Raw genomic sequence first — 25827 nt, forward strand, 5'->3', positions numbered from 1 at the left:
CCTTGCTGCGGCTTCACAGGCTGGCGGCCGCCAGCTGGGCATGGGTCGGCAGGCCTTCGGTATCGCCGCGCACCTGCACCGCCCGGGCGCCGATCCAGGCACCGCGCCGGACGGCTTCGCCCACCGGGCGGCCCTCCAGCAGCGCGCTGATCACGCCCACGGCAAAGCCGTCGCCGGCGCCAACGGTATCGACGACGCGCTCGACGCTGAAGGCCTCGACATGGCCGCTGCCGGCCTCGCCATCGAAGTAGGCGCCGTCGGCACCGAGCTTCACCACCACCAGCTTCGCGCCGCGGGCACGGTAGAAGGCGGCAATGCGTTCCGGCTCGGCGTGGCCGGTGAGGAAGCGGCCTTCCTCGATGCCGGGCAGTACCCAGTCGCTTTGCTGCGCGAGGTCGTTCAGCGTCTCCCGCATCAGCTCGGGCGTGGCCCACAGCGTGGGCCGAAGGTTGGGATCGAACGAGATCGTGCGGCCGGCGGCGCGCATGGTGGCGATGGCCTGGCGCGTGGCGGCCTGCGTGCCTGCCGCCAGCGCGGGGAACACGCCGGTGACGTGCAGGTGCCGCGAGCGCCGCAGCCATTTGTCGTCCAGGTGCTCCGGGTTCATGCGGCTCGCCGCCGAGCCGCGGCGGTGGTATTCGACGGGCGGATCGCTGCCGTCGTCGACCCGGCCCTTGAACTGGAAGCCGGTGCGCTCGCCGGGCTCGCATACCACCTGGCTGCAATCCACGCCTTCGCGCTGCATTTCGCCGAGCAGGTAGCGGGCCATCGAGTCGTCGCCCAGCCGGCTGGCCCAGCCGACCTTCAGGCCCAGGCGCGACAGGCCGATGGCCACGTTGGTCTCGGCGCCGGCGGTGCGCTTGTGGAAGGTCTGCGCGCCTTCGAGCGGCCCGGCTTCGCCGGCGACCAGCATCAGCATGGCCTCGCCCAGCGTGACCACGTCAAGATCGGGACTCATGCGGGGACCTCCACCGAACGCAGCAGTTCGACATGATGGCGCGTGACCTGTACCAGGTCTTCGCCTTGCAGCGGGAATTCGATCGCACGCGCAACTTGCGTGGGCAGGCGGCGCAAGACGCCGCGCCAGGGTGCCGCCGACTGGTCGAGCGGTACCGCGATCCATTTGGCGGGCGTGCGCTGCACGCCCTTGCAGTGCACGTAGCCGACGTTGGCGCCGAAGACTTGCGCGGCGTCGAGCGGGTCTTCGCCGGTCCAGTGCCAGTTGCCCATGTCGAAGGTCATCGGCACGGTCTCGCCGAGCGCCGCGATACGCGCGAAGAAGTCGCGCAGCGGCGGTACGGTGCCGGCGCGGGCGGTCTGGTCGTTTTCCACGACGAGTTCGATGCCGTCGTGCCGCAGCCAGGGAAGCAGCGCTGCCAGTGCCGTGCCTGCCCGATAGCCGCCAAGCGACATCTTGACCCGGCTCGCACCGAGCGCCAGCGCGGTCGTGAAGGCACGGTCGAGCGCGGCGGCATCGAGGCTGCCTGCGTCATTCCAGAGGCCTTCCGGGCTGGACCAGACCACGTCCAGTCCATGCTCCCCAGCAACCTCGCGCTGTTCGATGACTTCCTCCTTGTGCCCGCGCTGGAGTTCGCCGCGGAATTCCACGCCATCCGCGCCCGCTGCCGCGGCAATCCGCGCCAGCGCCGCCTGGCCGTCGCGCAGCGCGAGGTCGGCACCATAGGCGGTCAGCGAGATAAGGACCGGCGGGCGCGAGGCTCCATTTGCGCCTTCTGGTTGCCACTGGCTCATTTCAGTGCTCCCGCGCTGAGGAATTGCTGCAGTTCCGGCGTCCGTGGCTGCGCGAACAGCGCCTTCGATGGGCCCGCCTCGTGGACCTTGCCCTGGTGCATGAAGATGGTGGTATGCGCCATGCGGCGCGCGAATTCCATCTCATGCGTGACCAGCACCATGGTCATGCCGGAGGCAGCGAGGTTCTCCATGACACGAAGCACTTCCGCCGTCAGCTCGGGGTCGAGCGCAGAGGTGACTTCGTCGAACAGCATCACCTTGGGTTCCATCGCCAGCGAACGGGCGATGGCCACGCGCTGCTGCTGGCCGCCCGAGAGTTGCTCGGGGTAGCAGTCCTTCTTGTCGAGCAGGCCGACCTGGGTCAGCACCTGGGCGACGATGCCGTCGATCCGGCTTGCGGCCATCTTCTTCACGATGGCCGGCGCCAGCGCGATGTTCTGGCCCACGGTCAGGTGCGGAAACAGGTTGTAGCTCTGGAACACCATGCCCACGTCGCGGCGCAGGTCGAGCAAGCGCTTGCGGTCGTGATCCAGCTTGTGGCCGGCGACGGTGATATTGCCGGCATTGATCGTCTCCAGTCCGTTCAGGCAGCGCAGCATGGTGCTCTTGCCGGAGCCGCTGCGGCCGATGATGGCGACTACCTGGCCCGGCTCGATGGCAAACGACACGCCTTTCAGGACTTCGACGCAGCCATACGATTTGTGCACGCCTTGTGCTTCAACGATTGACATGGAGCCTCCTTTCCATGCGCCGGGCCGCCGCGGACAGCGGGAAGCAGAGCGCGAAGTAGATAAGTGCGACGACGACAAAGACCGCAAAGGGCTGGAAGGTCGCGTTGTTGATCAGTTGGCCGGCGCGGGTCAGCTCGATGACGCCGATGATGGAAGTGATCGAGGTGTTCTTGACCAGCTGGACCGAGAACCCCACGGTGGGCGGCAAGGCCAGCCGCACCGCCTGCGGCAGCACCACGTAGCGCAGCTGCTGCCAGCGGGTGAGGGCAAGCGCCTCGCTGGCTTCCCACTGTCCTTGCGGCACGGCCTCGATGCAGCCGCGCCAGATCTCGCCAAGATAGGCGCTGGCGTAGATCGACATCGCCAGCATGGCCGCGACCATCGGCGACAGCTTGAGCCCGAGCACGGACAGGCCGTAGTAGCTCAGGAACAGCACGATCAGCACCGGCGTGCCTTGCACGACCTGGATATAGACCGTGCTGGCCAGGCGCAGCAGCGGGCTTCTGGAGGTACGCGCCAGCGCGACCAGGAAACCGGCCAGCGTGCCGCCGACGAAGGCCAGCAAGGTCACCCACAGCGTCCAGCGTGCGGCCAGCAGCAGGATTTCAAGATGATTCCAGGAAAACTCGGTGATCATTTCGTGCTCCCAGCAACCGCTGCCGTCAGTTCGGCGCGCGCCAGCGGCACGACCGGCGCCGTGCGGGCCAGCTTTCGTGCGCGCGCCACCACGCGGCGCCGCTTGAACACCAGGTTGCCGATCAGGGCGAACATGGCGCGCAGCAGTAGTGCCAGCCCGATATAGAGGAACATGACGAGGATGTAGCTCTCGAAGGTGCGGAAGGTCTGCGAATCGACCTGGCTGGCGACCGCCGTCAGCTCTTCCACCGAGATCGTCGACACCACGCTCGAGGTCAGCATCATCAGCGTGAACTGGCTGGTCAGGGCGGGATAGACCTTTTCGAAGGCCGGTACCAGCGCGACGTGGCGGATCAGCTGCCAGCGCGTCATGCCCAGCGCGGCGGCGGCTTCGAGCTGCGAGCGGTGTACCGCCTGCAATCCGGCACGGATGATTTCAGTCGAGTAGGCGCCGAGGTTGACGGTCATCGCAATCACCGCGGCAGTGACGGCATCGATCTGCAGGCCCACGGTCGGCAAGCCGAAGAAGATGATGAAGAGCTGGATCAGGAAGGGCGTGTTGCGGATCGCCTCGACATAGGCCCTGGTGACGCGCTGCAGCCACGGGCCGCCAAAAGCGGCGGCAATGGCGCCGGCGGTGCCGACCAGGGTGCCAAGCAGGATCGAGCCGAAGCTGAGTGCCAGCGTCATCGCGGCGCCTTCCGCGAAGCGATCCAGCTGCGACAACACCGGGGTCCATTCGAATTGGTAGTGCATGCGGGTCTCCTGGCACGCCGGCGGGGCGCCGGCGCGCAACCTCAGACGGCCTGGTTCAGAACGTTTGCAGCGCGGGCAGCGCCTTGCCGGTCCACTTCTGCGCAATGGCATCGAGTTCGCCATTGAGCTTGACGTAGGAGATGGTGGTGTTGAGCCACTGGCGCAGCTCGAAGGCGTCGCGGCGCACGGCCATCGAATTCGGCTGCACCGAGAACGCGAACTTGGCGTCGAACTTGCCGGCGCCGCGCGCCTTCATGATTTCGTTGCCGGTGGTGTTGGGCAGCGCAATGGCGTCGACCTGGTTGCTGATCAGCGCCTGCGCGCAGGTGGCATCGTCCTCGAAGCGGACGATATTCATGCCGGGCACCGCCAGGCGGGTCAGCGCGGTGTCCTGCGTGGTGCCGCGCGTCACGCCCACCTTCTTCTTGCCGAGCTCAGTCAGCTTGGCGTACTTGGCAGCGGTAGGCGCAAAGATGGTCAGCTCGAATGCGCTGTAGGGCGAGCTGAACATGATGGCACGCGCCCGCTCCGGCGTCGGCGCCAGCGTCGCGACCAGGAAGTCGACCTTGCCCGCTTCCAGCGCCGGAATCCGGCTGGGCGAGGTGAGCGGAACGATATCGACCGGCACGCCCAGGTACTTGCCGAGCAGGTTGGCCACGTCGACGTCATAGCCGGCGGGTTTGCCGGTGGCGTCCGTGGTGCCGAAAGGCGGAGCACCGGTCACCACGCCGATGGTGACCTTGCCCTTCTTGACGATCTCGGCGACGGTCTGGGCTTGGGCGGTAACAGCGGCGCTGGCCAGGATCAGCAAAGCCAGTACGGGCGTGGCAAAGCGGCGCAACAGGTGTTGGGCGTTCATTGGATGTCTCCTGCACGGATATGAAAGGTGTCGCTGGCGGCAGCGATCTGCATGCCGGATTTGAAACCGGTTTCAGGATTATAGGAAACCGGTTTCAGAGATACAGCAGTGGAAACCCTTACGGGCGCGCCGAGGTTGTTCCGACGGGGAAATGGGCGCGCTTGCGCACCCGCTACGCTGGTGCGGCGGCTCTATGCGTGGCTTGCGCGCGCACGCCGGACGGCGGCGGGGGAGTGATCAGCCGCGGCGGGTGGAACCGCGTGTGACCAGCGTGCCGGGCAACAGCACCCGCCGCGGCGGCAGCTGGCCGCCTTGCAGGCGCTCGATCAGGCAATTGGTGGCAACGCGCCCGATATCGTCGGTCGGCTGGGAAATGGCGCTGAGGCCCGGGCCGACCAACGCGGCCCATTCGGGGTCATCGAAGCCTATCAGGCCAAGGTCGGTACCGAGTTGCCACCCCAGTCGGGCGGCCGACGCGGCCACGCGCAGCGAGATCACTGCGTTGGCTGCCAGCACGGCAACGGGCGCCTGGCCGGCACGCCGGCGCAGCTCGCGCAGCGCTTCATCGAGGGCATCGTCGTCACCTCTGTGGGCTTCAATAGCAGATCCGCTGACCGTGTCCGCGTGTTCGGCGATAAAGCTTCGAAATGCGCGGGCGCGCTCGTTGCGCGAGCTGATGGCCTTGATCGGCTCGCTGATAAAGAGGATGTGCCGATAACCGGCTTCGACAAGGTGGCCGGCCGCTTCATGGACGGCAGTCAGGTTGTCCAGGGCGACAAGATCGACTTCCGCATCGCCGACCTTGCGATCAACCAGGACGACGGGCTTGCCCAGCTGCGCGGCATCGGTCAGGGCACCGGCGTCGTGGCCCAGTGTATGCAGAATGAAACCCTCCACGCGGTAAGCCGAGAGCGAGCGAATGGCTTCGCGCTCCAGTTGCTCGTCGTTGCCCAGGTTGAACAGCATCACCATATAGCCGGCATCGCGACAGGCCTTCTCAACGCCACGCAGCACTGCTACCGAGAACGAATTGGACACGTCCGCCACCACCAGCCCAATCAGGCGAGACTTGCCGCGTTTGAGTCCCTGCGCCATGGGACTGGGACTATAGCCAAGTGTGCGGATGGCCGATGCCACGCGCTCCTCCACCTCCGTGGACAACTGCTGGCCACCCCGGTTCAGGTAGCGCGATACCGTTGCCTTGGAAACGCCCGCATAGTCGGCTACATCCTGGATGGTGAGCTTTTCTGCGGGATTCGGGTTGGACTTCGGTCGGGTCACGGGCGGCGGCATAAAGTTGGATGAAACCAGTTTCACGATTATGCCTCGCGACTGCCATGATCGCCAGCACGCCGGGCTCAGTAGTGTAATAGTGCGCAAGTCGGCACTTAATGACGGGGGCGATGGGCACTGGACGGCCCTGAGGAGAGGGAAGCGCAGGTACGGCATCACCCCCGCTACATCACCGACGATATGACGGCGTTGTGTCGAGCGGCAAGGCATGGCGTAGGTATCGTTCAGTTATCGAGCATGTGTTTTTGTCTTTAGCTTTGTCATCACAGAATGCGATGGCACGATAACTATTGATTGCTTTACACGGCCGGAAAGGAGGTAGTAGTCGGCCATGCCGGCTCCGGTCGGGGCGGGGTTAAGCGAGAGAACAAAGGAATCGCGCCCCGCGTGGCGCGGGGCGCGTGGCACATGGAGTTGGGGGCGGGCATGCCGGCCCGCCTGCAGCTCAGGTGCGGTCGTAGGAGAACTGGATGCCAGCCGTGCCGCCGGTCTGGATGAAGAGATCCATGAAGGCCGGGACGGTGTCGCTGCGGGCCCAGTCGCGCTGCAGTTCGCAGAACAGCTGAGCCACGCTGATCATCTTGCCGCCAGCCTGTTCGATGCGGCGCAGCGCGGCCTCGTGCGCCGCCACGGAAGTACCGCCTACGGCGTCGGCCACGACATAGACCTCATAGCCTTCCTTGAGCGCGTCCAGCGCCGGGAAGGTCAGGCACGCTTCCGTCCACAGGGCAGTCATGATCAGCTTCTTGCGCCCCGTCGCCTCCACTGCCGCGCGGAACTCCACGTCTTCCCAGGAGTTGATCGAGGTGCGGTCGTAGGTGGGGAAGTCGCCCAGCACCTTCTGCAGCTGCGGGATTGGCGGCTTGTTCAGGCCCGTCTTCACATTGACCGTGGAATGCACGATCGGCAGCTTGTACGCAACCGCGGCACGCGAAACGCCGACGATGTTATTGATCAGCAACTGCCGGTCCATGGAGGCGATGGAGTTCACCTGGACCGGTTGGTAGTCGATGATCACGAAGGCTGCGTTCTGCGGAGTCAGCAGGTGGTCGTTTGCGGGATCGCGAATGGGTTCGCTCGCCATGGTTATCTCCAGAACAATGGGTGGGTTTCTGCTACTCGGCGTTCCCAGGCCGGCGCTGCATGTACTGTGCGCGACGCTGGCCCGACTGCCCCGCGACGGTACCGGCATTGCCGGACACTGCAAACCGGAAATGCGGTTCTGATGCCGTCCCGCATGCGTCGCGGTCGGCCGTCGCAACGAGCCTTTGCAGCATAAGCCATGCATTGGGGCGAGCGTGATAGCCATCTGCCAAACATGCTGTTCGCGCTGATAGAACGATCCGCGCGCCCTCCGTGTCCTGCTTGCTTGCGCCGTGGTATTTGCCTAGTCTTTGCTGACACCATATGTGCGGAGGACACGAACGATGGGCGATTTCTATGTGCTGGTGATCCTGTATGCCAAGCCCGGGCGCGAGGCGGAGCTACGGGAAAAACTGCGGGCCGTGGTGGCGCCTTCCCGCCGCGATGCCGGCAACCTGCGCTACGAGATGTTCGAGCAACAGGATGATCCGCGGCGCTTTGTCTTCGTCGAGCACTGGGACAGTCCCGCCGCGCAGGAGGCGCACCATACGCAGACCGAGCACATCCGCCGCTTCCAGGAAGATGGCAGCGATGCGGTGGAAAGGATGGAGTTGTTCTACCGGATGAAGCTTGTGGCCTGAGTGGCAGCGTTCTCCATGCAGGGAGGCTATGGCGGCGATAACGACCACGGCGTGGAAAAGTATGAAATCGCCGCGCGCTGGGACGACATCGTGCAATGGCAGCTGTCCAGCCGCTTCACGCTCTCGCTGGATGGGGAGGTCAATGTCGCGAACTGGCGCGCATTGTCTAACCGGCCGTCCAGCCAGCTGATGGAGTACGGCATCTCGCCAATCTTTCGCCTGGGTTATGCCGCGGAATTTGCCACGCCGTTTATCGAGGCGTCAGTGGGTTTGCGCGTGCTCAGCCACACCGAGATCGCCGGCGGCCACCGCATGGGATCGGCGTTCCAGTTCTCAGACATGGTCGGCGTCGGGGTTGCCTTCGGCGAGGCGCGGCGCCTGACCATCGGCTACCGCTTCCAGCACCTGTCCAACGCCGGCATTCAGGAGCCGAATCCGGGCGTCAACTTCAGCATGGGCTACATCCGCTATCGCTTCTGACGCGCTTCTGAGGGCGTGCCGGCATCAAGGGCCGGCACGATCACCGCGATCGCGTCGCGGACCAGCGCATCGATCTCGGCGTCGTCCGGACGGACGCCGGTAGCCAGCGCACGGTGCAGGACGCTGGCCAGCACCATGCCGTGGAACAGCCTGGCACTGACCTCAGGGCTTGCCGAGAGCCGCGTGCCTCTCGCCTGCTGGCTGCCAAGGAAGGCCGCAACATAGGCGCAGGTCGCCGCCGGGCCGCGCGTATACCAGGCGTTCCCCAACGCGGGGAAGCGCCGCGATTCCGCGAAGATCAGCCGCAGGAACGCCAGGTGGCGTTCCTCCAGCAGCGACTGCAGAAAACTGTGCGCGATCTTGCCGAGTCCCTGCGCCGCATCGCAGCGCGACACATCCACGCCCTTCTCGGTCTTTTCCAGGAAGCGGTCGCACAGCCGCTCCACCACCGCCACGAACAAACCGTCCTTGCCGCCGAAATAGCTGTAGACGTTGGTCTTGGAGCCCCCGCACGCCTTGACGATGTCGTCCAGGCTGACGCCGTCATAGCCGTGCTCGAGGAACATGTCGGCGGCGGTGCTCAGGATCAGGGCGCGCTTCTCTTCGCCACGGCGTGTGATGCGCTGCGGCGGGCGGTGCAGGGGAGTGTCGGTAACGCTCACGGGTGATGCCATCGGTAGCGAGGAGTAACAGGGGACAAGGGGCGCTGGCGCCCCGCGCAGTCTACCAAATGCTTGCGTGATCCAAGTGGCAGCCCAGGCGTCGCCCCTTTCTTCAAAAAATTCGAGTGAGGTTTTTCAATTTATTTAGTACCATACGGTACGGTTTTTTATATTTGGATCGTGAGACGTGCGGGGCAGATTGCCCCGGTCGACACAAGGTTCTTCCTGGTAGGAAAGGAGCAAGTGATGAAAAAGGCATCGATTGGCGCAATACTGATGGTGGTGATGGCGGCCGGGGCGCAAGCCGCGGTGCGCCCCGCGGACGTCTATACAGACGGGGCGCATGTTGCCGAGGCCCTGCAGCGTTCGCAATCCGGCCGCCTGGCCGATGAGCAATTCCGCCGGATTGCCGTGCGCAAGGCGGATCCGTTCACCGACGGCGGACTGCGGCAGGTAGATCTGTTCACCGACGGCGCACTGCGCCAGGTGGATCCGTTCGCCGACGGCGCACTCGCGAGAATTGGGAGTGCCGACCGGTTCACGGATGGCGCCTGAACGGCAAGCCGGTCCTGCGCCACATGCAGTGCCGGCCGCAAGTTGACGTCGGGGTGCGGGTTTACCGTTCTTGCAGAGGCTCGCACCCCCACCTAAAATAATTCGCATATCGCATTAGATTGCGCGTAGCGCAAAAACGGAGACAACGTGACGGAAGCGAAACACCCCCGGGCTGCCGGTCAGACCAGCATCGCGCATGTGGATATCCACGGCGTGTCGGTGCATGGCAAAGACCTGAGCGAGGCCTTGATCGGCAAGACCGGCTTCACCGCCTACTTCCTGTTCCTGCTGACCGGCCGCGAGCCCGGCGCAAAGCTGGTGGCGATCACCGATGCCTGCCTCGTGGCGATCGCGGAGCATGGCCTGGTCCCCTCGGTGCAGGCAGCCCGCATGACGCTGGCCGCCGCGCCGGATGCGTTGCAAGGCGCCGTGGCGGCTGGCGTGCTGGGTTGCGGCTCGGTGATCCTGGGCGCATCGGAAACCGCGGGCCAGCTGCTGGCGGAAGTGCTCGCCGGGCGGGAACACGGCACGCTGGCCGAGAGCGCGAACTTGGTGGTCAGGGCCGTGCGGCAGGCGCGCAAGCCACTGCCAGGCTTTGGCCATCCCACGCACAAGCTGGGGGATCCGCGCGCGCACCGGCTGCTGGCCATTGCGCGGGAGCTGGGCGTTGCCGGCGACCACGTGGCCGCGCTGGAAGCGGTAGCCGCCGCAGTGCCCGAGCATTACAGCAAGCCCTTGCCGCTGAACGTTTCGGGCGCAATCCCCGCCGTCCTGCTCGACGCTGGCTATCCCGCCACCGCGCTCAAGGGGGTGCCGTTGCTGGCGCGCGTAGCGAGCCTGATCGCCCACCTGCAGGAGGAACGCCGCCAGCCGATTGGCTTCATCCTGGCCGATGCCGCCGAACAGGCCATCGCCTACAGCGCCGCGCCGGCGCAAGCATCATGAGCGCGCCGGCCACCTGCACCGGCACGATGGCGCCGCTCGACGTGCTCAGGCAGTATCCGGCGCATGACTTCACGCTGACCGGTTTCCTCGCGGCCCGCGTGGCGGCGCATCCGGACAAGCCGGCGTTGCTTTTCGAGGGCGAGACCTGGAGCTATCGCGAGCTCGAGGGACGGATCGCGCAAGCCGCGCAATGGCTGGCGCGGGCCATGCACGTGCGCCGCGGCGACCGCGTCGGCGTGCTGTCCCCCAACCATCCGTCCACGGTCGTGCTGATGTTTGCGCTGGCGCGCATCGGCGCGACCATGGTGCCGGCCAACCCGGAATACCGGCTGGACGAGGCGCTGTACGTGTTCCAGCATGCGCAGGTCTGCGGGCTGGTGTGTGCACCGGCTACGCTGGACACCGGTGCGGCCATCGCCCGGGCGCTGGGCGGTGGGGTCTGGCTGCGCGCCAACGAGCCTGGCGACCACGGCGTGCCGACGCTGGAGCAGTCGATGGCGTCGGCGGGCGAACTTGCGGCCGAACCTGCCGACGACGGCGGCGACCGGGATACCGCACTGATCATCTATACGTCCGGCACCACGGGCTTCCCCAAAGGCGCGATGCACAGCCATCGCGGCTACGTACTGACCGCCGAAGCCTTCGTCGGCCGGTTGCAGCTGCAGCCAGACGAGCGCGTGATGTGCGTGATGCCGCTGTTCCATATCAATGCGCTGATGTATTCGGTGGGCGGGTCGCTGGCTTGCGGCGGCTGCCTGGTGCTGGTGCGCAGGTTCTCGGCGTCGTCGTTCTGGCGTTTCGCCGCCGAGACCGGCGCCACGGAGGTGAACCTGGTGGCGGCGGCCGGCAGCATCCTGGCCCGGCGCCCGCGTGCGGAGTTCGTGCCTGGCCACCGCATCACCAAGATGTTCATCGCGCCGCAGACCCAGGAAATGGTGCGTGTGATGAAGCAGGAGTTCCACGTGCCGCGGCTGATCGAATGCTATGGCATGACGGAAATCCCGGGCGTGATTGCCAACCCGTTCGACGGCCCGCACAAGCTTGGCACCATGGGCCTGATCTCGCCCCACCCGGATCCGGCGGTGCCGGTGCCGCAGGCCCGCATCGTCGACGACGAAGGCAGCGACGTGGCCCCGGGCGGCGAGGGCGAACTGCTGATCCGCACGCCTACGCTGATGCAAGGCTACTACCGTGACCCGGCCCAGACCGAGGCGGCGTTCCGCGACGGCTGGTTCGCCACCGGCGACCTGGTGCGCCAGGACGAGGACGGCTACTACGTCTTTGTTGCGCGCAAGAAAGATGTGATCCGGCGCAAGGGCGAGAACGTGTCGGGCGCCGAGCTCGATCGCATCTTCGGCGAACACCCGGCGGTGGAAGAAGCGGCGGCCATCGGCGTGCCCGCGGAACTTGGCGAGGAAGAAATCCTGCTGGCGGTGCAGTTCCGCGCGGGCCAGTCGGCCGATGCGGCCGAGCTGCTCGCCTGGGCGCGCGGCCGCCTGGCCGTGCACAAGCTGCCGCGTTATATCGCCACCGTCGACGCAATCCCGCACACACCGACGCACAAGCCTGCCAAGCACAAGCTGAAGGCTGACCGGACACTACTGGCGCGCGCGGTCGACCTGTCGGCCGCCAGCCAATAAGCCAGAACAAAAGGAGACAACCATGAGCACCCAGGACAACTACACCCTCCAGCGCGCGCTGGACGCCATGTGCGCCGGCGCACCCGGCTCGGACGAGACCTTGCAGGCGCAATTCGGCGTGGCGCTGCGGCATTTCCACGCCATGCTGGACGAGCTGCAGCTGACCGATGCGCAGCTCTATCGCATTGCCGCCTGGCTGGGCCGGGTGGCCGCGCAGGATGAGCTGATCATGCTGTGCGACATGATGGGCCTGACCATGCGCGCGCTGGACCTGGCGCGCACCGGCGAGCAAGCCACGCCACAGAACGTGACCGGCCCGTTCCCCAAGGACCAGGTGGCCGAAGGCAGCAACCCCTGCCACCTGGCGACGGCGGAGGAGCCCGGGCAGCGGCTCGAAGTGCGCGGCCGCGTGCTGGATGCGCGCACGGGCCAGCCGGTGCCGGGCGCGACGCTGATCGTGTGGCAGCCCAACCAGTTCGGCCGCTACGAGAACGAAGACGACTCCCAGTCCGAAGACAACCTGCGCGGCAAGCTGCGCTGCGATGTGGAGGGCGGCTTCCAGATCTTCACGGTGCGGCCGGGCGGCTACATCATCGGGCGCGAGGACACGGAGGTGGGCGTGCTGATGAGGCGCCTGGGCCGCAACCGCCAGCGCGCGCCGCATATCCACTACCGGGTGGTGCAGCCGGGATACCGCACGCTGACCTCTCAGATCTATTTCAAGGGCGACCCCGCCAACCCGGTCGACTGCATCTTCTCGACCATCGATGACCACATCGTCGAGGTGGGGCCACATCCGCAGCGTGACGGCTACCAGCTGCTGACGCTGGATGTGGTGATCGAGCCCGAGGTGGCGCCAGTGGCGGCCTGAGCCCCGCGCAGCTCAGGAGGCCGCCAGGATCGAATGCGCCAGCGTGGGCGCCCGCCGGATGGCGGCCTCGATCATCGCGGCCGCCTCGCGCAGTGCCGGCAGCCGTGTGGCGACAAGTTCTTCGGGGCTGGCGCGCTCGGTCTCGGTGGAGCAGTTGATGGCGGCGATCACGCGCTGCTGGGGGTCGCGCACGGGCACGGCGATAGACAGGACGTTGAGCTCGAGCTGGCCGTGCTGGATCGCATAGCCCTGTTCAAGTGTGCGTGCCAGCGCGGCGCGCAGCGCATCAGCATCGCTGAGCGTCATCGGCGTGAATTTCTGGAACGGTGCCTTGTCCAGGACCTTGTTCTGCTGGGCCTTGGTCGCATGCGCCAGCAAGGCGAGGCCGAGCGAGGTGCAATGCACCGGCAGCCGGTAGCCGACCGAGGCGCGGAACGCGATGCGCCGCTGGCTGGGCACATGCGCGAGGTAGACCACACTGTCGCCGTCGAGGATGGCGAGCGAGACCGAATCGCGGAAGCGCTCGGCCACTTCCTGCAGGAAGGGCTGGACGATGTCGCGCAGGTTCATCGAGCTGAGGAATGCGGCGCCCAGCGACAGGACCTTGGGCAGCAGCACGAAGCGCCGCCCGTTGGCGCCGATGTAGCCCAGCGCCTGCAGCGTCAGCAAGGCACGGCGCGCGGTGGCGGGCGTCATGCCGGTGGCCTGGGCGACTTCGCTCAGCGTCATTTCCGGCGTGGTGTCGGTGAACGCCTGGATCACCGCCAGGCCGCGCGCCAGCGCCGCGACGTAGTCGCGGTGGCCTTCTTCGAGCTTGGGCGGGGCGTCCTGGTCGACGGGGGCGGTGGGTTTGGCGGCGGAGGTCATGCACGCATTTTATCCGCAACGCCCAGGCTGGAACAGAAAGGAGGGCGCCATGGCCGGCGCCCGGGAGACATAGCAACATGAGACTCGATCCTACCTCGCTGCGGCTCTTTGTCTGCGTGGCGGAAGAGGGCTCCATCGCAGCCGCCGCCGAGCGTGCGCACCTGGCCGCCGCCGCGGTCAGCAAGCGCATCAGCGAGCTGGAGCAAGGCCTGGGCACGGCCCTGCTCCGGCGCAGCAACAAGGGCGTGGAGCCGACCACGGCCGGCATCGAGCTGGTGCACCTGGCGCGCGGCGTGCTGCACGACCTTGACGACATCGTGACGCGCATGCGCGACTTCGGCGGAGGCCTGCGCGGCCAGGTCAGGGTATTCGCCAACGTCTCCGCCATTACGCAGTTCCTGCCGGCGCAGCTCAAGTCGTTCCTGGCGGACTATCCGCGTGTCGACGTGCGCCTTGATGAGCGCGTCTCCACCGCCATCGTGCGCGCCGTGGCCGAGAACGCCGCGGATATCGGCATCTTCACCGCGTGCGCGGTAGGCGCGGAACTCGAGACCTTTCCCTACCAATGCGACGAACTGGTGGTGGTGGTGCCAGACGGCCACCCGCTGGCAGCGCGGCAGTCGGTGTCGATCCGCGAGGCGCTGGACTTTGATCTGGTCAGCATGCATGCCGGCAGCCAGATTCATCTGCAGCTGGTGCGGGCCGCCAGCGAGGCCGGCCTCGTGTTCAAGCCGCGCATACACGTGCCTGGCTATGACGCGCTGTGCCTGATGGTGCAGGCGGGGATGGGGCTGGGCATCCTGCCGAGGTCCAGCGCGGCGCCTTACCAGGACACCCTCGGCATCCGTACCGTCAGGCTGGACGAGCCCTGGGCCGCGCGGCAACTGGTGATCGGCGTGCGCGCCTACGACAGCCTCTCGGCGGTGGCGCGGCTGCTGGTCGACCGCCTGCTCGACGCCGCGTAGCACAGACGCGCCTGCCATCGCGCTATGCGATGGCAGGCTCGCCAATCACTGCTTTACCACGCGCGCCGGTTCTTCCAATCTTGCATGGCAGTCACCGTATTTCGACAGGAGCAGCAAACCGTCATGGTCAACGAAGCGAACAAGGAAAAGATGCCGCTGCAAGGCGTGCGCGTGTTGGAGCTGGGATCGCTGATCGCCGGCCCGTATGCCGGCGGCCTGCTCGCCCAGTTCGGCGCCGAGGTGCTGAAGATCGAAGCGCCGGGCGAAGGCGATCCGCTGCGCAAATGGCGCAAGCTGTATGAGGGCACCTCGCTGTGGTGGTATAGCCAGAGCCGCAACAAGAAGTCGCTGACGCTGGACCTGCGCAGCCCGGAAGGCCAGGACATCGTGCGCAAGCTGGTCGCCGGCGCCGATATCGTGATCGAGAACTTCCGCCCCGGCACGCTGGAGAAATGGGGCCTGGGCTGGGAAGACCTGCGCAAGGTGAGTCCGGCCCTGGTCATGGTGCGCATTTCCGGCTATGGCCAGACCGGCCCCTACAAGGACCGCCCGGGGTTTGCCGCGATCGCGGAATCGATGGGCGGGCTGCGCTATGTCAGCGGCTACCCCGACCGGCCGCCGGTGCGGTCCGGCGTGAGCATCGGCGACACGCTGGCGTCGCTGTACGGCGTGATCGGCGCGCTGCTGGCCATGCACCACCTGCGCAACAACAACGGCGAAGGGCAGTATGTGGACGTGGCCCTGTACGAGTCCGTCTTTGCCGTGATGGAGAGCCTGGTGCCGGAGTTCGACAAGTTCGGCCACGTGCGCGAGCGTTCCGGCGCCAGCCTGCCCGGCATTTCGCCGTCGAACACGTATCCCTGCAAGGACGGGCAGTACGTGATCATCGCGGGCAACGGCGACGCCATCTTCCGGCGCTTCATGACGGCGATCGGCCGCGACGACCTCGGCCAGGATCCGCGCCTGGCGCACAACGATGGCCGCGTGCAGCACAACACCATGCTCGACGACGCCATCGCCGCATGGACCGCCGCGCACGACCTCGACACCGTGCTGGCGACGCTGGAAGCCGCGGCGGTGCCTTGCGGGCGCATCTACACCGCGCAGGACATCTGCAGCGACCCCCACTACAGTGCGCGCGGCATGATCGAGCCGCACCAGCTTGCCGATGGCTCGCCGCTGGCGCTGTCGGGCATCGTGCCCAGGCTCAGCGCCACCCCGGGGCGAACCAACTGGATCGGGCCGGCGCTGGGCGAGCACACCGAAGAGATCCTGGCGGGAATCGGCATTGCCGGCGCCGAGTTCCGCGCGCTGCGCGAGGCCGGCGTGGTCTAAGCCCGCGGCGCCAAACCGAAGGACAGAAAATGAACATGACCATGTGGCTTCCCCATGCCCCGCGGCGAGTCCGCATCAATGAAGTGTCCGTGCGCGACGGCTTCCAGATCGAGCCGGAATTCGTCCCCACCGAAGAGAAGATCGCGTTGATCGACCGGTTATCCGAAACCGGGCTCGCCCGGATCGAGATCACCTCGTTCGTGTCGCCCAAGGCGATTCCGAACCTGCGCGATGCCGAAGCCGTGGCCAGGCAGATCCGCCGCCATCCCGAGGTCATCTATACGGCCCTGGTGCCGAACGTGCGCGGATGCGAGCGCGCGCTCGAGTGCGTGCTGGATGAGATCAACCTCGTCATGTCCGCCAGCGAGACCCACAACCTGGCAAACATGCGCATGACGTGCGAGCAGTCGCTGGCGCAGTTCCGCGATGTGACGGCGCTGGCCCGCTCCGGTGACCTGGTCGTCAGCGGCTGCGTGGCGACGGCGTTCGGCTGCCCGTTCGAAGGCGCGGTGGCGCCGGAGCGCGTGCGGTGGGCCGCGGGGCGATACCTGGAGCTGGGCATGGACAGCATCACGCTGGCCGACACCACCGGCATGGCAGACCCGCGCCAGGTGAGCGACCTGGTCGAGACCTTCCGCCAGTGGTTCCCGGGCGTGCCGCTGACACTGCATTTCCACAACACCCGCGGCATGGGCCTGGCCAACGTGCTGGCTGCGCTGGCCGCGGGCGTGGACAGCTTCGATGCCTCGCTGGGCGGGCTCGGCGGCTGCCCGTTCGCGCCCGGCGCCACCGGCAACATCTGCACGGAGGACCTGGTGCACATGCTCGAGTCGGCCGGCATCGACACCGGCGTTGACCTGGACCGGCTGCTGGGCGCCGCGCGCGACCTGCCGGCACTGGTCGGGCACGATATTTCCGGGCAGGTCGTCAAGGCGGGCAAGCGCACCGAACTGTATCCGGTGCCGGAATGGGTGGGCGCGCGCCAGCACTGAAGCAAAGCATAAGCAAGGAGACATCACCATGACCGAGCCTAACCGCCCCGCGAGCCTGCTCGACAAGCTCTGGGCCAGCCACGTGATCCACCAGGAGACCGACGGCCCCGCGCTGATCTATATCGATCGCCACCTGGTCAACGAAGTGACCAGCCCGCAGGCCTTCGAAGGGCTGCGCCTGAACGGGCGCAAGGTGTGGCGTGCCGCCTCGGTGCTGGCCACTGCCGACCACAATGTGCCCACCACCGCGCGCAGCCAGGGCATCGCAGATCCGGTGAGCCGCGCGCAGGTTGACGCGCTCGACCGCAACTGCGAAGAGAACGGCATCGTCAATTTCGGCATGGACGATCCGCGCCAGGGCATCCTGCACGTGGTGGGGCCGGAGCGCGGCGCGACCTTGCCCGGCATGACCATTGCCTGCGGCGATTCGCATACCTCCACGCACGGCGCGTTCGCGGCGTTCGCATTCGGCATCGGTACCTCGGAAGTGGAGCAGGTGCTGGCCGCGCAATGCCTGTGGATGAAGAAGCCCAAGTCGATGCTGGTACGCGTTGAGGGCGAGCTGGGCAGGGGCGTTGCCGCCAAGGACATTGCGCTCGCGCTGATCGGGCGCATCGGCACGGCTGGCGCGACCGGCCACGTGATCGAGTTCGCCGGCAGCACCATCCGCGGCCTGAGCATGGAGGCGCGCATGACCGTGTGCAACATGGCGATCGAGGCCGGCGCGCGCACGGGCATGGTGGCCGTTGACGAGACCACGCTGGAATATCTGGGAGGACGGCCGCAGGCGCCGCAGGGCCGGATGTGGGACGTGGCCGTCGAATACTGGCGCACGCTGCACAGCGATCCGGGCGCGACCTTCGATGCCGTGGTGGACCTCGACGCCGCGACCATCCGCCCGCACGTGACCTGGGGGACGTCGCCGGAGATGGTGGTGCCCGTCGGCGAGCGCATTCCCGATCCGCGGGACGAGCGCGACCCGGTGCGGCGCAAGAGCATCGAGGCGGCGCTGCGCTACATGGGCCTGCTGCCGAATACGCCGATCGAAGCGGTCGCGGTCGACAAGGTCTTTATCGGGTCATGCACCAACGCGCGCATCGAAGACCTGCGCGCCGCGGCGGAGGTCGTGCGCGGCCGGCATGTCTCGCCGCGCATCCGGCAGGCACTGGTGGTGCCGGGCTCGGGCCTGGTCAAGTCCCAGGCCGAGGCCGAGGGCCTTGACCAGGTATTTATCGCGGCCGGCTTCGAATGGCGCGAGCCCGGCTGCTCGATGTGCCTGGGGATGAACGACGACCGCCTCGCGGCGGGCGAACGCTGCGCATCCACGTCCAACCGCAATTTCGAAGGCAGGCAGGGACCGGGCGGGCGTACCCACCTGGTGAGCCCGCAGATGGCAGCCGCGGCCGCCGTGGCGGGGCACTTCGTCGATGTCCGCGCGTTGTAACACCGGAGGAAGCCGAGCAATGAAAGCCTTTACCACCCTGGATGGACTGGTCGCGCCGCTGGATCGCGCCAATGTCGATACCGATGCCATCCTGCCCAAGCAGTTCCTGAAATCCATCCGGCGCAGCGGCTTCGGCCCCTACCTGTTCGACGAATGGCGCTACCTCGACCATGGCGAGCCCGGGCAGGACTGCAGCACCCGGCCGCTGAACCCGGACTTCGTGCTGAACCAGCCGCGCTACCGCGGCGCGTCGATCCTGCTGGCGCGCGAGAACTTCGGCTGCGGCTCCTCGCGCGAGCATGCGCCGTGGGCGCTGGAAGACTTCGGCCTGCGCGCGCTGATCGCGCCAGGTTTCGCGGACATCTTTTACAACAACTGCCTGAAGAACGGCCTGCTGCCGATCGTGGCGGCGCCGGAGGTGGTCGACCGCCTGTTTGCCGAGGTCGCTGCCACGCCGGGCTACCGGCTGCAGGTGGACCTGGCCGCGCAGCAGGTGGTCACGCCGGCCGGGGAGGTGGTCGCTTTCACGCTCGACCCGTTCAAGCAGCATTGCCTGCTCAACGGGCTGGACGATATCGCGCTGGCACTGCGCCACGCCGCGCAGATAGACGCCTACGAACAAGTGCGGCGGCAGCGCGAACCCTGGTTGTTCAACTGACTGGACATCCGGCCGCACGAGCCGGAAAGCCCGACAACGATAGATGGAGACATGATGGACTGGAACACTCACACCCCTCGCGCGCTGTGTGCCGCGGCGCTCGGCCTGGCCTGCTTTGCCGGCGCAAGCGCCGCCCTGGCACAAGCCTATCCCGCACAACCGATCCGCATGGTGGTGCCGTACGCACCCGGCGGCACGACCGACATCATCGCCCGGCAACTGGCCCAGCGCATGTCCGAGAAGCTGCACCAGCCGGTGGTGGTGGAGAACAAGAGCGGCGCCAACACCGTGATCGGGGCCGACGCGGTTGCCAAGGCGCAGCCCGACGGCTACACGCTGCTGCTGACCAACGACGCCACGTTCGTGCTCAATCCGGTGGTGCTGCCATCGGTGTCCTACAACGTCGCGCGCGACTTTGCGCCGGTGGCGGCGATCGGCTATGTGCCGCTGGTCATGGCGGTATCGGGCAGCCTGCCGGTGGACAGCGTCAAGGACCTGGCGGCCTATGCGAAAGCCCGCCCGCAGGCGCTCAGCTACGGTTCGTTCGGCGCTGGCAGCCAGCCGCACCTGATGGGCGCGCTGTTCAACAAGCTGGCCGGCACCGACCTCGTGCACGTGCCCTACAAGGGCTCGGCGCCTGCCGTGGCCGATGTCGTCGGCGGGCAGATCCTGATGACCTTCCCGGCGCTGCCGACGATCCAGAGCTTTGTCACAGCGAAGAAGCTCAAGGTGCTGGCGGTCAGCGGCGACAAGCGCACGCGCGCATTGCCCCAGGTCCCGACCTTCGAAGAGGCCGGCTACAAGGAAATGAATATTTCGGCGGTCTACGGTGTGCTGGCGCCGGTCAAGGTGCCGCGCGCGGTGGTCGACAAGCTCAATGCCACGATCCGCGAGATCCTCGACGAACAGGACTTTGTCGAGAAGCACTTTGCGGCGCAGGGCATGGTGCCGATGAAGCTGACGCCGGAACAGTTTGCGCGCTACATCGAAACGCAGACGCAGCAGACACGCAAGGTCGTTGCGCTGTCGGGCGTCAAGGTCGAGTAGGCCGGAAGGCAAGGACATGAAAGACGTGAATCACGAACGCACCTCGTCATCGCCGCGCATCGGCTGGATCGGAATCGGCGCCATGGGCAGGCCGATGTGCCTGAACCTGCTGAAGGCCGGCCACGCGCTGACGGTGTTCGACAAGGTGCCCACCCAGTGCGAGCCGGTCGTTGCCGCGGGTGCCCACGCCGGGCCGTCCGCGCGGGATGCGGTAGCGCAATCCGATGTGGTGTTCTCTACCGTCTTCGATGACAGCAGCTTGCGCGCGCTGTTCCTGTCCGACGGCGGCATTGCCGCTGCGGCGGCCGCGGGCCAGGTCTTTGTCGACATGAGCACGGTATCGCCGGAAGCCTCGGCTGAGGTGGCCGAGGCACTGGCGCAGCGCGGCGCCAGCTGGCTGCGCGCGCCGGTGTCCGGCACGGTGTCGCTGGCCGCGAGCGCGCAGCTGAGTTGCTTTGTGTCCGGGCCACGCGAGGCGTTCGCTGCGGTGCAGCCGCTGCTGGCCTGCCTGACCGCGCGCCAGTCTTATGTCGGCGGCGCCGACGAGGCGCGCGTGATCAAGCTGATGATCAACATGATGGTGTTCATGAGCACCGCGGTGATCGGCGAAGGGCTGGCCTTCGGCGAGCGCGCCGGGCTGGACCGCTCGCTGATGGTCGATGCGATCAATGACAGCATCGTCGGCAGCGCGCACTACCGCACCAAGGCCGACAAGCTCAAGCAGCGCGAATACGGCGCCGCGGGGCCGATCTCGCTGGTGGTGAAGGACCTGGACCTGGCACTCGCCGTGGCGCGCGACAACGCCGTGGCGCTGCCGATCTCGTCGCTGGTGCGGCAGTACCTGGCGATGATGCAGCAGCGCGACCTGGGCCATCTCGACATTGCCGCGCTGGCCGATGTGCCGGCCTGGAGCAGTGCGCCGGGCGGGGAGGTGCGCTAGCCGCCGTCAACTGAGGCGCGCCGCGAGAGCGCGCCCAAGACCCATGAACCATGACAAAAAGGATGGAGACATGAACCTCAAGCAAATCATCCGGACGCCGCACGGCGTCCTGTGCGCGGCTGTCGCCGGAGTGATGTTCGGGCTGGCGCAGCAGCCGGTGCTGGCCCAGGCCAGGCCCGGCGCGGAGCCGGTGCGCATCGGCGGCCTGTTTTCAACCACCGGCGGCCTCGCCGCCGTGGGGCTGGCCGAGCGCGAAGGCGCGCTGCTGGCGCAGAAAGTCATCAATGCCGGCGGCGGCATCGGCGGGCGGCCGCTGGAGCTGGTCGTCGAGGACGACGGCTCCAGCCCGGATACCGCCGTGGCCAAGGCCAACGCACTGCTGCACACGCACAGGGTGCGCGCCATCGTCGGCCCGTCCGGGATCGCGCAGACCGTGGCCATCGGCGGCATCACGCAGGCGCAGAAGGTGCCGCTGTTTGCGTTCTCCGGACTCGGGCCGGCGGTGGAACGCGAGCGTACCTGCGTCTTCCACCTGACGCCCTCGCAGGAACTGAATGCGCGCGCGGTGCTGTCCTATGCGCGCGACAACGGGCTCAAGCGCATCGGCGTGCTGCACGATTCGGGCTACGGGCAGGTGGTGTGGAGCAGCATGAAGACGCTGGACCGCCAATACGGCGTCACCTTCGTGCAGGTCGAGAAATTCGAGATCGCCGCCACCGACGTCACCACGCAGGCTGCCAAGCTCAAGGCCGCCACGCCGGACGCGATCGTCGTCATCTCTACCTCGCCCGCGCCGTTCCGCAATGTGCGCCAGCTGAAGGTCGGCGCACCGATCATCTCAGTGCACGGCACCGCCACCTACGAGACCGTCAAGGGCATGGGCGAGGCCGCCGACAACATCATCCATCCCGAGTTCATCGTTTCCGAGGATCCGCTGCCGGGGCAGAAGGAGTTTGTCGAGGCTTACCGCAAGGAGTACGGCAAGCTGCCCAAGCATTTCGCCGCCGTGGGCTGGGATGCGGTGATGGCGCTGGCCAGCGGCCTGAAGGCGGCGGGCGCCGATGTGGCCGGCGACAAGCTCTGCAGCGCGCTGCGCCGGCCTTACCAGGGCGTCACGATGGGCTATGACTTTTCTGCGCCCGATATGGGCGGCATGACGCTGGCCGGCTTTACTTACTCGAAGCTGCAGAAGGGCCAGTTCGTGCGGCTGGACTACAAGGCCCGGCCCTAGCCGGTGTAGCGGCAAAACGCATCGGCAAAAGGATCGGCAATGTCTGACACCCTAGTTATCCAGGCGGTCCTGTCCGGGATCACCAACGGCTTCGTCTACGCGCTGATCGGCGTGGGCATATCGATCATCTTCAAGGGCACGCGCATCGTCAATGCGATGCAGGGAGAGTTCGCGGTAATCGGCGCGCTGGTTGCGGTATTCGCGCTCAAGACGCTGGGCCTGCCTTATCCGGTGGCGATTGCCGGCGGCATTGCCGCCGGCGCCGCCAGCGGCCTGGCCATCGACACGTTGTTCGTACGCCCGATGATGCGGCGCGGCGCCGGCGAAGAGAGCTTCCTGCTGCTGACCATCGGCCTGGCGTTCGCGCTGTCCGCCGCGGCACTGTACTTCGGCGGGCGCGATTCGCACCTGCTGCCGGCCATCGGCGGCGAGGGTGTGGTGGAGCTGCTGGGGGCGACCGCGCCCGTGCACGCACTGGCGCTGGTGGTCATTGCGGTGCTGCTGGTGGCGGCGTTGCGGTTGTTCTACACGAAGACCCTGGTCGGTCTTGCCATGACGGCGGCGTCGCTGGACCCCGACGGGGCCACCACCACCGGCATCAACGTGCGCCGCATGCGCACGCTGACGTTCCTGCTCGGCGGCGGCTTCGGCGCGGTAGCGGGGGTGCTGGTGACACCGCTGCTGTCGATGAACTACCAGATGGGTATCGGCCTGACGCTGAAGGGCTTTGCCGCGGCCATCCTCGGCGGGCTGGGCAATCCGCTGGGCGCGGTGGTGGGCGGGCTGCTGCTGGGCCTGACCGAATCGCTGGCGGTGGTGGGCTTTCCGTCGGGTTATCGCGACGTGGTCGCGCTGTCGATCCTGGTCGTCATCATGATTCTGCTCCCCAACGGCGTGCTGGGCCGCGCGGGGCGCAAGGGAGGATAAGCATGAATGCATCATCCAACGCCACGCGCTGGCTGGTGGTGGCCGCGGTGGTAGTGTGGGCGCTGGCCGGGCAACTGCTGTCGCGCCACCACATCGACCTGCTCAACTTCGCCGCCATCCTGGCCGTGGGCGGCCTGGGCGTCGGCCTGCTGCTGGGGCAGTGCGGCATCGTCAACCTGGCGCAGGCCTCGTTCTACGGCATCGGCGCCTATGCCTCGGCCTACAGCACCACGGTGCTGGGATGGCCGGCGCTGGCCGGTGCCGCGGCAGGCCTGCTGGCCAGCGCGGCGCTGGCGGCGGCGATCGGCCTGCCGGTGCTGCGCCTGGGCGGCTTCTTCCTGGCGCTGGCGACGCTGGCGGTCGGCAGCATCGCCAATGTGCTGTTCTTCGAATGGGACTGGCTGACCGGCGGCACGCTGGGCATCGGTGGCATCCCCAAGCTGTCGCTGTTCGGTTTCCTGCTGGATACGCCGGAGCGCTATTACTACTTTGCCTGGCCGCTGGTAGGGCTGCTGCTCTGGCTGGTGGACAACCTGGTCAAGGGCCGCCCCGGCCTGGCCATGCGGGCCATGCGCGACGCGGCGCCGGCAGCGCAGGTGCTCGGCATCGACATGCACCGGCTGAAGACCGTGATGTTCGTGCTGTCGGCCATGCTCGGCTCGCTGGCGGGAAGCCTGTTTGCGCACTACGTGTCGTTCGTCAGCGTGCAGAGCTTTACGGTGGAGCGCTCGATCGTATTCCTGCTGGTGCCGGTGGTGGCAGGCGCGCGCTCCACCTGCGGCGTGGTGATCGGCGCATTGTTTGTGTCGCTGGTGCCGGAGCTGCTGAGCGGATTGGGGGATTTCCACCAGGTGTTGTTTGGCGCGGTGCTGGTGCTGGTGGTCACGTTGATGCCTGGCGGGATCATGGGTGGGCTCGCGGGCATGGTTGGCCGCATGCATCGCCGCACCTTCGGCCGCACGCAGAACCCCGCATTGAAGGAGGTCCGATGAAATCCGCCATCGCTGAATCCGGCACCAGTGCCGCGGGCGCGGCAGGCGCGCAGGCCCTGCTGCGGGTCGAAGCGGTCGCGCACAGCTTTGGCGGCCTTGACGTGCTGCGCAATGTTGCGTTCGATGTGCCGGCCGGCGGCATCGTCGGCCTGCTCGGCCCCAACGGCAGTGGCAAGACCACCTGCTTCAACATCATCTCCGGCTTTCTGCGGCCCAAGGGCGGCAAGGTGCTGCTGGCGGGGCGCGACATCACCGCCGACAGCGTGCAGCAGCGCAGCCGCGCCGGGCTGGTGCGCACATTCCAGACGCCACAGGTGTTCGAGCACATGACGGTGCTGGAAAACCTGATGGCCGGCTGCCACAAGGCCACGCGCTCGGGCGTGGTGCATGCGATGCTGCGTTCGCCGCTGTCGCGGCGCGAGCTGCAGTCGATGCACGAAGCCGCGCTGGGATGCGCACGGAAGTTCGGTCTGGAAGGCCTGCTGCAGCACCGCGCCGGCGCGCTGCCCGCGGGCCAGCGCCGCATCGTCGAGCTGGCGCGCGCCTGCATCGGCGAACCCCGCCTGCTGTTGCTCGATGAACCGTCCTCGGGGCTGAACAGCGAGGAAATCGAACTGCTGCGCGCGTGGATCCTGCGCCTGAACGGCGAAGGCATGACCATCCTGCTGGTGTCGCACGACATGGGGCTGATGACGATCTGCGGCACCGCCCACGTGCTGTATTACGGGGAAATCATTGCCAGCGGCACGCTGCAAGCCGTGCAGGCGGATCCGCGCGTGCGCGAAGCCTATATGGGAGTCTGACCATGCTGAAAGTGAAAGGCCTGTATGCCGGCTACAGCCCGGTGCCGGTGCTGCATGATATCGACATGGAGGTCGGGCCGGGCGAGGCGGTGGCCGTGGTCGGCGCCAACGGCGCGGGCAAGACCGCGCTGGTGCGCACGCTGTCGGGGCTGGTGCGGCCGATGGCGGGCAGCATCGTCAAGGACGGGGTGGAAATCGGCCACGTGCCGGGGCATCGCCGCTTCGAGCATGGCATTGCCGTAGTGCTGGAGAACCGCAACCTGTTCGGCGAGCTGTCGGTGCGCGACAACCTGCGGCTGGCCGAGCAGGCCGGCAGGCGCGCGCGCGGCGGCGCGATGCGCTTCACGCACGACGAAGTCTGCGAACTGTTCCCGCTGCTGCGCGAGCGCGGCAGCGGCCAGGTTGGCCTGCTCTCGGGCGGGCAGCAGCAGATGGTGGCGATCGCCCGCGCGCTGCTGCTGCAGCCCGACCTGCTGATCATGGACGAGCTGACCACGGGCCTGGCGCCGCGCATTGTCAAGGAAATCCTGGCCGTGCTCAACCGGCTGCGCGAGCGCGGGCTGAGCATCGTGCTGGTGGAACAGAGCGTGGCGATTGCCGCGGAGATGACCGACCGCGCCTATGTGCTTTCGGTGGGACGGGTGATCCACGAAGTGCGGCGCGGAGAGTGGCAGGCGCTGCTGAACGACAAGACGCTGGTGAAAGCGTATCTGCATGGCTGA

At 67.1% G+C, this 25827-nt stretch carries 28 protein-coding genes; 18 read left to right on the plus strand and 10 right to left on the minus strand.

From position 1 onward, the window contains the following. Nucleotides 1–13 precede the first annotated feature (13 nt). From ACAD63_RS11100 to ACAD63_RS11135, 8 genes are all read right to left on the minus strand, one after another. Complete coding sequence (locus ACAD63_RS11100) at nucleotides 14–958, minus strand: sugar kinase (protein WP_135705357.1); 945 nt, start codon at nucleotides 956–958, stop codon at nucleotides 14–16. Continuing rightward, the gene (locus tag ACAD63_RS11105) at nucleotides 955–1752 is read right to left on the minus strand and encodes a sugar phosphate isomerase/epimerase family protein (protein ID WP_135705356.1); all 798 of its coding nucleotides are present in this window, start codon (nucleotides 1750–1752) and stop codon (nucleotides 955–957) included. Before ACAD63_RS11105 ends, ACAD63_RS11100 begins: the two co-directional genes overlap by 4 nt. After that, a complete protein-coding gene (locus ACAD63_RS11110) occupies nucleotides 1749–2483 on the minus strand; it encodes an amino acid ABC transporter ATP-binding protein (protein ID WP_133096281.1) in 735 nt (244 codons plus the stop codon). The genes ACAD63_RS11105 and ACAD63_RS11110 overlap by 4 nt, the downstream gene beginning before the upstream one ends. Then, complete coding sequence (locus tag ACAD63_RS11115; protein ID WP_042879405.1) at nucleotides 2470–3120, minus strand: amino acid ABC transporter permease; 651 nt, start codon at nucleotides 3118–3120, stop codon at nucleotides 2470–2472. Before ACAD63_RS11115 ends, ACAD63_RS11110 begins: the two co-directional genes overlap by 14 nt. Next, complete coding sequence (locus ACAD63_RS11120; protein WP_133096280.1) at nucleotides 3117–3875, minus strand: amino acid ABC transporter permease; 759 nt, start codon at nucleotides 3873–3875, stop codon at nucleotides 3117–3119. The genes ACAD63_RS11115 and ACAD63_RS11120 overlap by 4 nt, the downstream gene beginning before the upstream one ends. Before the next feature lie 55 nt (nucleotides 3876–3930). Beyond that, on the minus strand, nucleotides 3931–4734 hold the full coding sequence (locus ACAD63_RS11125) for a transporter substrate-binding domain-containing protein (protein ID WP_133096279.1): 804 nt from the start codon (nucleotides 4732–4734) through the stop codon (nucleotides 3931–3933). A gap of 237 nt (nucleotides 4735–4971) precedes the next feature. Then, on the minus strand, nucleotides 4972–6027 hold the full coding sequence (locus ACAD63_RS11130) for a LacI family DNA-binding transcriptional regulator (protein ID WP_434033978.1): 1056 nt from the start codon (nucleotides 6025–6027) through the stop codon (nucleotides 4972–4974). A 445-nt stretch (nucleotides 6028–6472) separates the two neighbouring features. Then, nucleotides 6473–7111 carry a hydrolase gene (locus ACAD63_RS11135; protein ID WP_434033949.1) on the minus strand — a complete coding sequence of 213 codons (639 nt, stop codon included), beginning with the start codon at nucleotides 7109–7111 and terminating at the stop codon, nucleotides 6473–6475. 343 nt (nucleotides 7112–7454) lie between these two features. Between ACAD63_RS11135 and ACAD63_RS11140 the strand changes: the two genes are divergently transcribed. Together ACAD63_RS11140 and ACAD63_RS11145 are read left to right on the plus strand one after the other, a co-directional pair. Then, a complete protein-coding gene (locus tag ACAD63_RS11140) occupies nucleotides 7455–7751 on the plus strand; it encodes a putative quinol monooxygenase (RefSeq protein WP_434033950.1) in 297 nt (98 codons plus the stop codon). A 15-nt stretch (nucleotides 7752–7766) separates the two neighbouring features. Beyond that, nucleotides 7767–8231, plus strand: a complete 465-nt coding sequence (locus tag ACAD63_RS11145) for an acyloxyacyl hydrolase (protein ID WP_135705351.1) — start codon at nucleotides 7767–7769, stop codon at nucleotides 8229–8231. Here ACAD63_RS11145 and ACAD63_RS11150 read toward each other — a convergent pair. Next, a complete protein-coding gene (locus ACAD63_RS11150; RefSeq protein ID WP_240745872.1) occupies nucleotides 8219–8893 on the minus strand; it encodes a TetR/AcrR family transcriptional regulator in 675 nt (224 codons plus the stop codon). The genes ACAD63_RS11145 and ACAD63_RS11150 overlap by 13 nt on opposite strands. Before the next feature lie 246 nt (nucleotides 8894–9139). On the opposite strand from ACAD63_RS11150, the gene ACAD63_RS11155 reads away from it, so the two are divergent. The 4 genes from ACAD63_RS11155 to ACAD63_RS11170 all read left to right on the plus strand — a co-directional run bounded on the left by ACAD63_RS11155 (nucleotide 9140) and on the right by ACAD63_RS11170 (nucleotide 12904). After that, nucleotides 9140–9448: a hypothetical protein gene (locus ACAD63_RS11155; RefSeq protein WP_434033951.1), complete on the plus strand. Its 309-nt coding sequence runs from the start codon at nucleotides 9140–9142 to the stop codon at nucleotides 9446–9448. Nucleotides 9449–9595: 147 nt separating this feature from the next. After that, nucleotides 9596–10393 carry a citryl-CoA lyase gene (locus ACAD63_RS11160; RefSeq protein WP_195427634.1) on the plus strand — a complete coding sequence of 266 codons (798 nt, stop codon included), beginning with the start codon at nucleotides 9596–9598 and terminating at the stop codon, nucleotides 10391–10393. After that, on the plus strand, nucleotides 10390–12033 hold the full coding sequence (locus tag ACAD63_RS11165; RefSeq protein ID WP_195427635.1) for a class I adenylate-forming enzyme family protein: 1644 nt from the start codon (nucleotides 10390–10392) through the stop codon (nucleotides 12031–12033). Before ACAD63_RS11160 ends, ACAD63_RS11165 begins: the two co-directional genes overlap by 4 nt. 22 nt (nucleotides 12034–12055) lie before the next feature. Next, a complete protein-coding gene (locus ACAD63_RS11170; RefSeq protein ID WP_133096271.1) occupies nucleotides 12056–12904 on the plus strand; it encodes a dioxygenase in 849 nt (282 codons plus the stop codon). Nucleotides 12905–12916: 12 nt separating this feature from the next. On the opposite strand, the gene ACAD63_RS11175 is transcribed toward ACAD63_RS11170, so the two are convergent. Then, nucleotides 12917–13771 carry an IclR family transcriptional regulator domain-containing protein gene (locus ACAD63_RS11175; protein ID WP_133096270.1) on the minus strand — a complete coding sequence of 285 codons (855 nt, stop codon included), beginning with the start codon at nucleotides 13769–13771 and terminating at the stop codon, nucleotides 12917–12919. 77 nt (nucleotides 13772–13848) lie between these two features. Here ACAD63_RS11175 and ACAD63_RS11180 point away from each other — a divergent pair, with 77 nt between their 5' ends. The 12 genes from ACAD63_RS11180 (at nucleotide 13849) to ACAD63_RS11235 (ending at nucleotide 25827) form a co-directional block, all read left to right on the plus strand. Next, nucleotides 13849–14736: a LysR substrate-binding domain-containing protein gene (locus ACAD63_RS11180; RefSeq protein WP_195427637.1), complete on the plus strand. Its 888-nt coding sequence runs from the start codon at nucleotides 13849–13851 to the stop codon at nucleotides 14734–14736. A gap of 123 nt (nucleotides 14737–14859) precedes the next feature. Then, nucleotides 14860–16071, plus strand: a complete 1212-nt coding sequence (locus ACAD63_RS11185) for a CaiB/BaiF CoA transferase family protein (protein ID WP_434032636.1) — start codon at nucleotides 14860–14862, stop codon at nucleotides 16069–16071. Nucleotides 16072–16112: 41 nt separating this feature from the next. Then, the gene (locus tag ACAD63_RS11190; RefSeq protein ID WP_434033979.1) at nucleotides 16113–17063 is read left to right on the plus strand and encodes a hydroxymethylglutaryl-CoA lyase; all 951 of its coding nucleotides are present in this window, start codon (nucleotides 16113–16115) and stop codon (nucleotides 17061–17063) included. Nucleotides 17064–17091: 28 nt separating this feature from the next. Continuing rightward, complete coding sequence (gene leuC, locus ACAD63_RS11195; RefSeq protein WP_135705345.1) at nucleotides 17092–18507, plus strand: 3-isopropylmalate dehydratase large subunit; 1416 nt, start codon at nucleotides 17092–17094, stop codon at nucleotides 18505–18507. 19 nt (nucleotides 18508–18526) lie between these two features. Further along, a complete protein-coding gene (leuD, locus tag ACAD63_RS11200) occupies nucleotides 18527–19165 on the plus strand; it encodes a 3-isopropylmalate dehydratase small subunit (RefSeq protein ID WP_434032637.1) in 639 nt (212 codons plus the stop codon). A gap of 51 nt (nucleotides 19166–19216) precedes the next feature. Then, nucleotides 19217–20212: a Bug family tripartite tricarboxylate transporter substrate binding protein gene (locus ACAD63_RS11205; RefSeq protein ID WP_434032638.1), complete on the plus strand. Its 996-nt coding sequence runs from the start codon at nucleotides 19217–19219 to the stop codon at nucleotides 20210–20212. Nucleotides 20213–20228: 16 nt separating this feature from the next. Beyond that, on the plus strand, nucleotides 20229–21152 hold the full coding sequence (locus tag ACAD63_RS11210) for an NAD(P)-dependent oxidoreductase (protein WP_434032639.1): 924 nt from the start codon (nucleotides 20229–20231) through the stop codon (nucleotides 21150–21152). Between the two features lie 70 nt (nucleotides 21153–21222). Then, a complete protein-coding gene (locus ACAD63_RS11215; protein WP_135705342.1) occupies nucleotides 21223–22383 on the plus strand; it encodes an ABC transporter substrate-binding protein in 1161 nt (386 codons plus the stop codon). A gap of 39 nt (nucleotides 22384–22422) precedes the next feature. Further along, nucleotides 22423–23310 (plus strand): branched-chain amino acid ABC transporter permease, encoded by an 888-nt coding sequence (locus ACAD63_RS11220; RefSeq protein ID WP_133096263.1) that lies wholly within the window; start codon nucleotides 22423–22425, stop codon nucleotides 23308–23310. A 2-nt stretch (nucleotides 23311–23312) separates the two neighbouring features. Further along, nucleotides 23313–24302 (plus strand): branched-chain amino acid ABC transporter permease, encoded by a 990-nt coding sequence (locus ACAD63_RS11225; RefSeq protein ID WP_434032640.1) that lies wholly within the window; start codon nucleotides 23313–23315, stop codon nucleotides 24300–24302. Continuing rightward, nucleotides 24299–25105, plus strand: coding sequence for an ABC transporter ATP-binding protein (locus tag ACAD63_RS11230; protein WP_195427642.1), 807 nt, complete (start codon nucleotides 24299–24301; stop codon nucleotides 25103–25105). The genes ACAD63_RS11225 and ACAD63_RS11230 overlap by 4 nt, the downstream gene beginning before the upstream one ends. A 2-nt stretch (nucleotides 25106–25107) precedes the next feature. Continuing rightward, nucleotides 25108–25827 (plus strand): ABC transporter ATP-binding protein, encoded by a 720-nt coding sequence (locus ACAD63_RS11235; RefSeq protein ID WP_135705339.1) that lies wholly within the window; start codon nucleotides 25108–25110, stop codon nucleotides 25825–25827.

The sequence above is a fragment of the Cupriavidus sp. a3 genome (assembly GCF_051015765.1).
GTDB lineage: Bacteria > Pseudomonadota > Gammaproteobacteria > Burkholderiales > Burkholderiaceae > Cupriavidus > Cupriavidus oxalaticus_A.

What these genes read in the sequence shown, in the direction of transcription:
- ACAD63_RS11100 (WP_135705357.1), bottom strand. Translation starts at nt 958, where the DNA reads ATGAGTCCCGATCTTGACGTGGTCACGCTGGGCGAGGCCATGCTGATG.
- ACAD63_RS11105 (WP_135705356.1), bottom strand. Translation starts at nt 1,752, where the DNA reads ATGAGCCAGTGGCAACCAGAAGGCGCAAATGGAGCCTCGCGCCCGCCG.
- ACAD63_RS11110 (WP_133096281.1), bottom strand. Translation starts at nt 2,483, where the DNA reads ATGTCAATCGTTGAAGCACAAGGCGTGCACAAATCGTATGGCTGCGTC.
- ACAD63_RS11115 (WP_042879405.1), bottom strand. Translation starts at nt 3,120, where the DNA reads ATGATCACCGAGTTTTCCTGGAATCATCTTGAAATCCTGCTGCTGGCC.
- ACAD63_RS11120 (WP_133096280.1), bottom strand. Translation starts at nt 3,875, where the DNA reads ATGCACTACCAATTCGAATGGACCCCGGTGTTGTCGCAGCTGGATCGC.
- ACAD63_RS11125 (WP_133096279.1), bottom strand. Translation starts at nt 4,734, where the DNA reads ATGAACGCCCAACACCTGTTGCGCCGCTTTGCCACGCCCGTACTGGCT.
- ACAD63_RS11130 (WP_434033978.1), bottom strand. Translation starts at nt 6,027, where the DNA reads ATGCCGCCGCCCGTGACCCGACCGAAGTCCAACCCGAATCCCGCAGAA.
- ACAD63_RS11135 (WP_434033949.1), bottom strand. Translation starts at nt 7,111, where the DNA reads ATGGCGAGCGAACCCATTCGCGATCCCGCAAACGACCACCTGCTGACT.
- ACAD63_RS11140 (WP_434033950.1), top strand. Translation starts at nt 7,455, where the DNA reads ATGGGCGATTTCTATGTGCTGGTGATCCTGTATGCCAAGCCCGGGCGC.
- ACAD63_RS11145 (WP_135705351.1), top strand. Translation starts at nt 7,767, where the DNA reads ATGCAGGGAGGCTATGGCGGCGATAACGACCACGGCGTGGAAAAGTAT.
- ACAD63_RS11155 (WP_434033951.1), top strand. Translation starts at nt 9,140, where the DNA reads ATGAAAAAGGCATCGATTGGCGCAATACTGATGGTGGTGATGGCGGCC.
- ACAD63_RS11165 (WP_195427635.1), top strand. Translation starts at nt 10,390, where the DNA reads ATGAGCGCGCCGGCCACCTGCACCGGCACGATGGCGCCGCTCGACGTG.
- ACAD63_RS11170 (WP_133096271.1), top strand. Translation starts at nt 12,056, where the DNA reads ATGAGCACCCAGGACAACTACACCCTCCAGCGCGCGCTGGACGCCATG.
- ACAD63_RS11175 (WP_133096270.1), bottom strand. Translation starts at nt 13,771, where the DNA reads ATGACCTCCGCCGCCAAACCCACCGCCCCCGTCGACCAGGACGCCCCG.
- ACAD63_RS11180 (WP_195427637.1), top strand. Translation starts at nt 13,849, where the DNA reads ATGAGACTCGATCCTACCTCGCTGCGGCTCTTTGTCTGCGTGGCGGAA.
- ACAD63_RS11185 (WP_434032636.1), top strand. Translation starts at nt 14,860, where the DNA reads ATGGTCAACGAAGCGAACAAGGAAAAGATGCCGCTGCAAGGCGTGCGC.
- ACAD63_RS11190 (WP_434033979.1), top strand. Translation starts at nt 16,113, where the DNA reads ATGTGGCTTCCCCATGCCCCGCGGCGAGTCCGCATCAATGAAGTGTCC.
- leuC (WP_135705345.1), top strand. Translation starts at nt 17,092, where the DNA reads ATGACCGAGCCTAACCGCCCCGCGAGCCTGCTCGACAAGCTCTGGGCC.
- leuD (WP_434032637.1), top strand. Translation starts at nt 18,527, where the DNA reads ATGAAAGCCTTTACCACCCTGGATGGACTGGTCGCGCCGCTGGATCGC.
- ACAD63_RS11205 (WP_434032638.1), top strand. Translation starts at nt 19,217, where the DNA reads ATGATGGACTGGAACACTCACACCCCTCGCGCGCTGTGTGCCGCGGCG.
- ACAD63_RS11210 (WP_434032639.1), top strand. Translation starts at nt 20,229, where the DNA reads ATGAAAGACGTGAATCACGAACGCACCTCGTCATCGCCGCGCATCGGC.
- ACAD63_RS11215 (WP_135705342.1), top strand. Translation starts at nt 21,223, where the DNA reads ATGAACCTCAAGCAAATCATCCGGACGCCGCACGGCGTCCTGTGCGCG.
- ACAD63_RS11220 (WP_133096263.1), top strand. Translation starts at nt 22,423, where the DNA reads ATGTCTGACACCCTAGTTATCCAGGCGGTCCTGTCCGGGATCACCAAC.
- ACAD63_RS11225 (WP_434032640.1), top strand. Translation starts at nt 23,313, where the DNA reads ATGAATGCATCATCCAACGCCACGCGCTGGCTGGTGGTGGCCGCGGTG.
- ACAD63_RS11230 (WP_195427642.1), top strand. Translation starts at nt 24,299, where the DNA reads ATGAAATCCGCCATCGCTGAATCCGGCACCAGTGCCGCGGGCGCGGCA.
- ACAD63_RS11235 (WP_135705339.1), top strand. Translation starts at nt 25,108, where the DNA reads ATGCTGAAAGTGAAAGGCCTGTATGCCGGCTACAGCCCGGTGCCGGTG.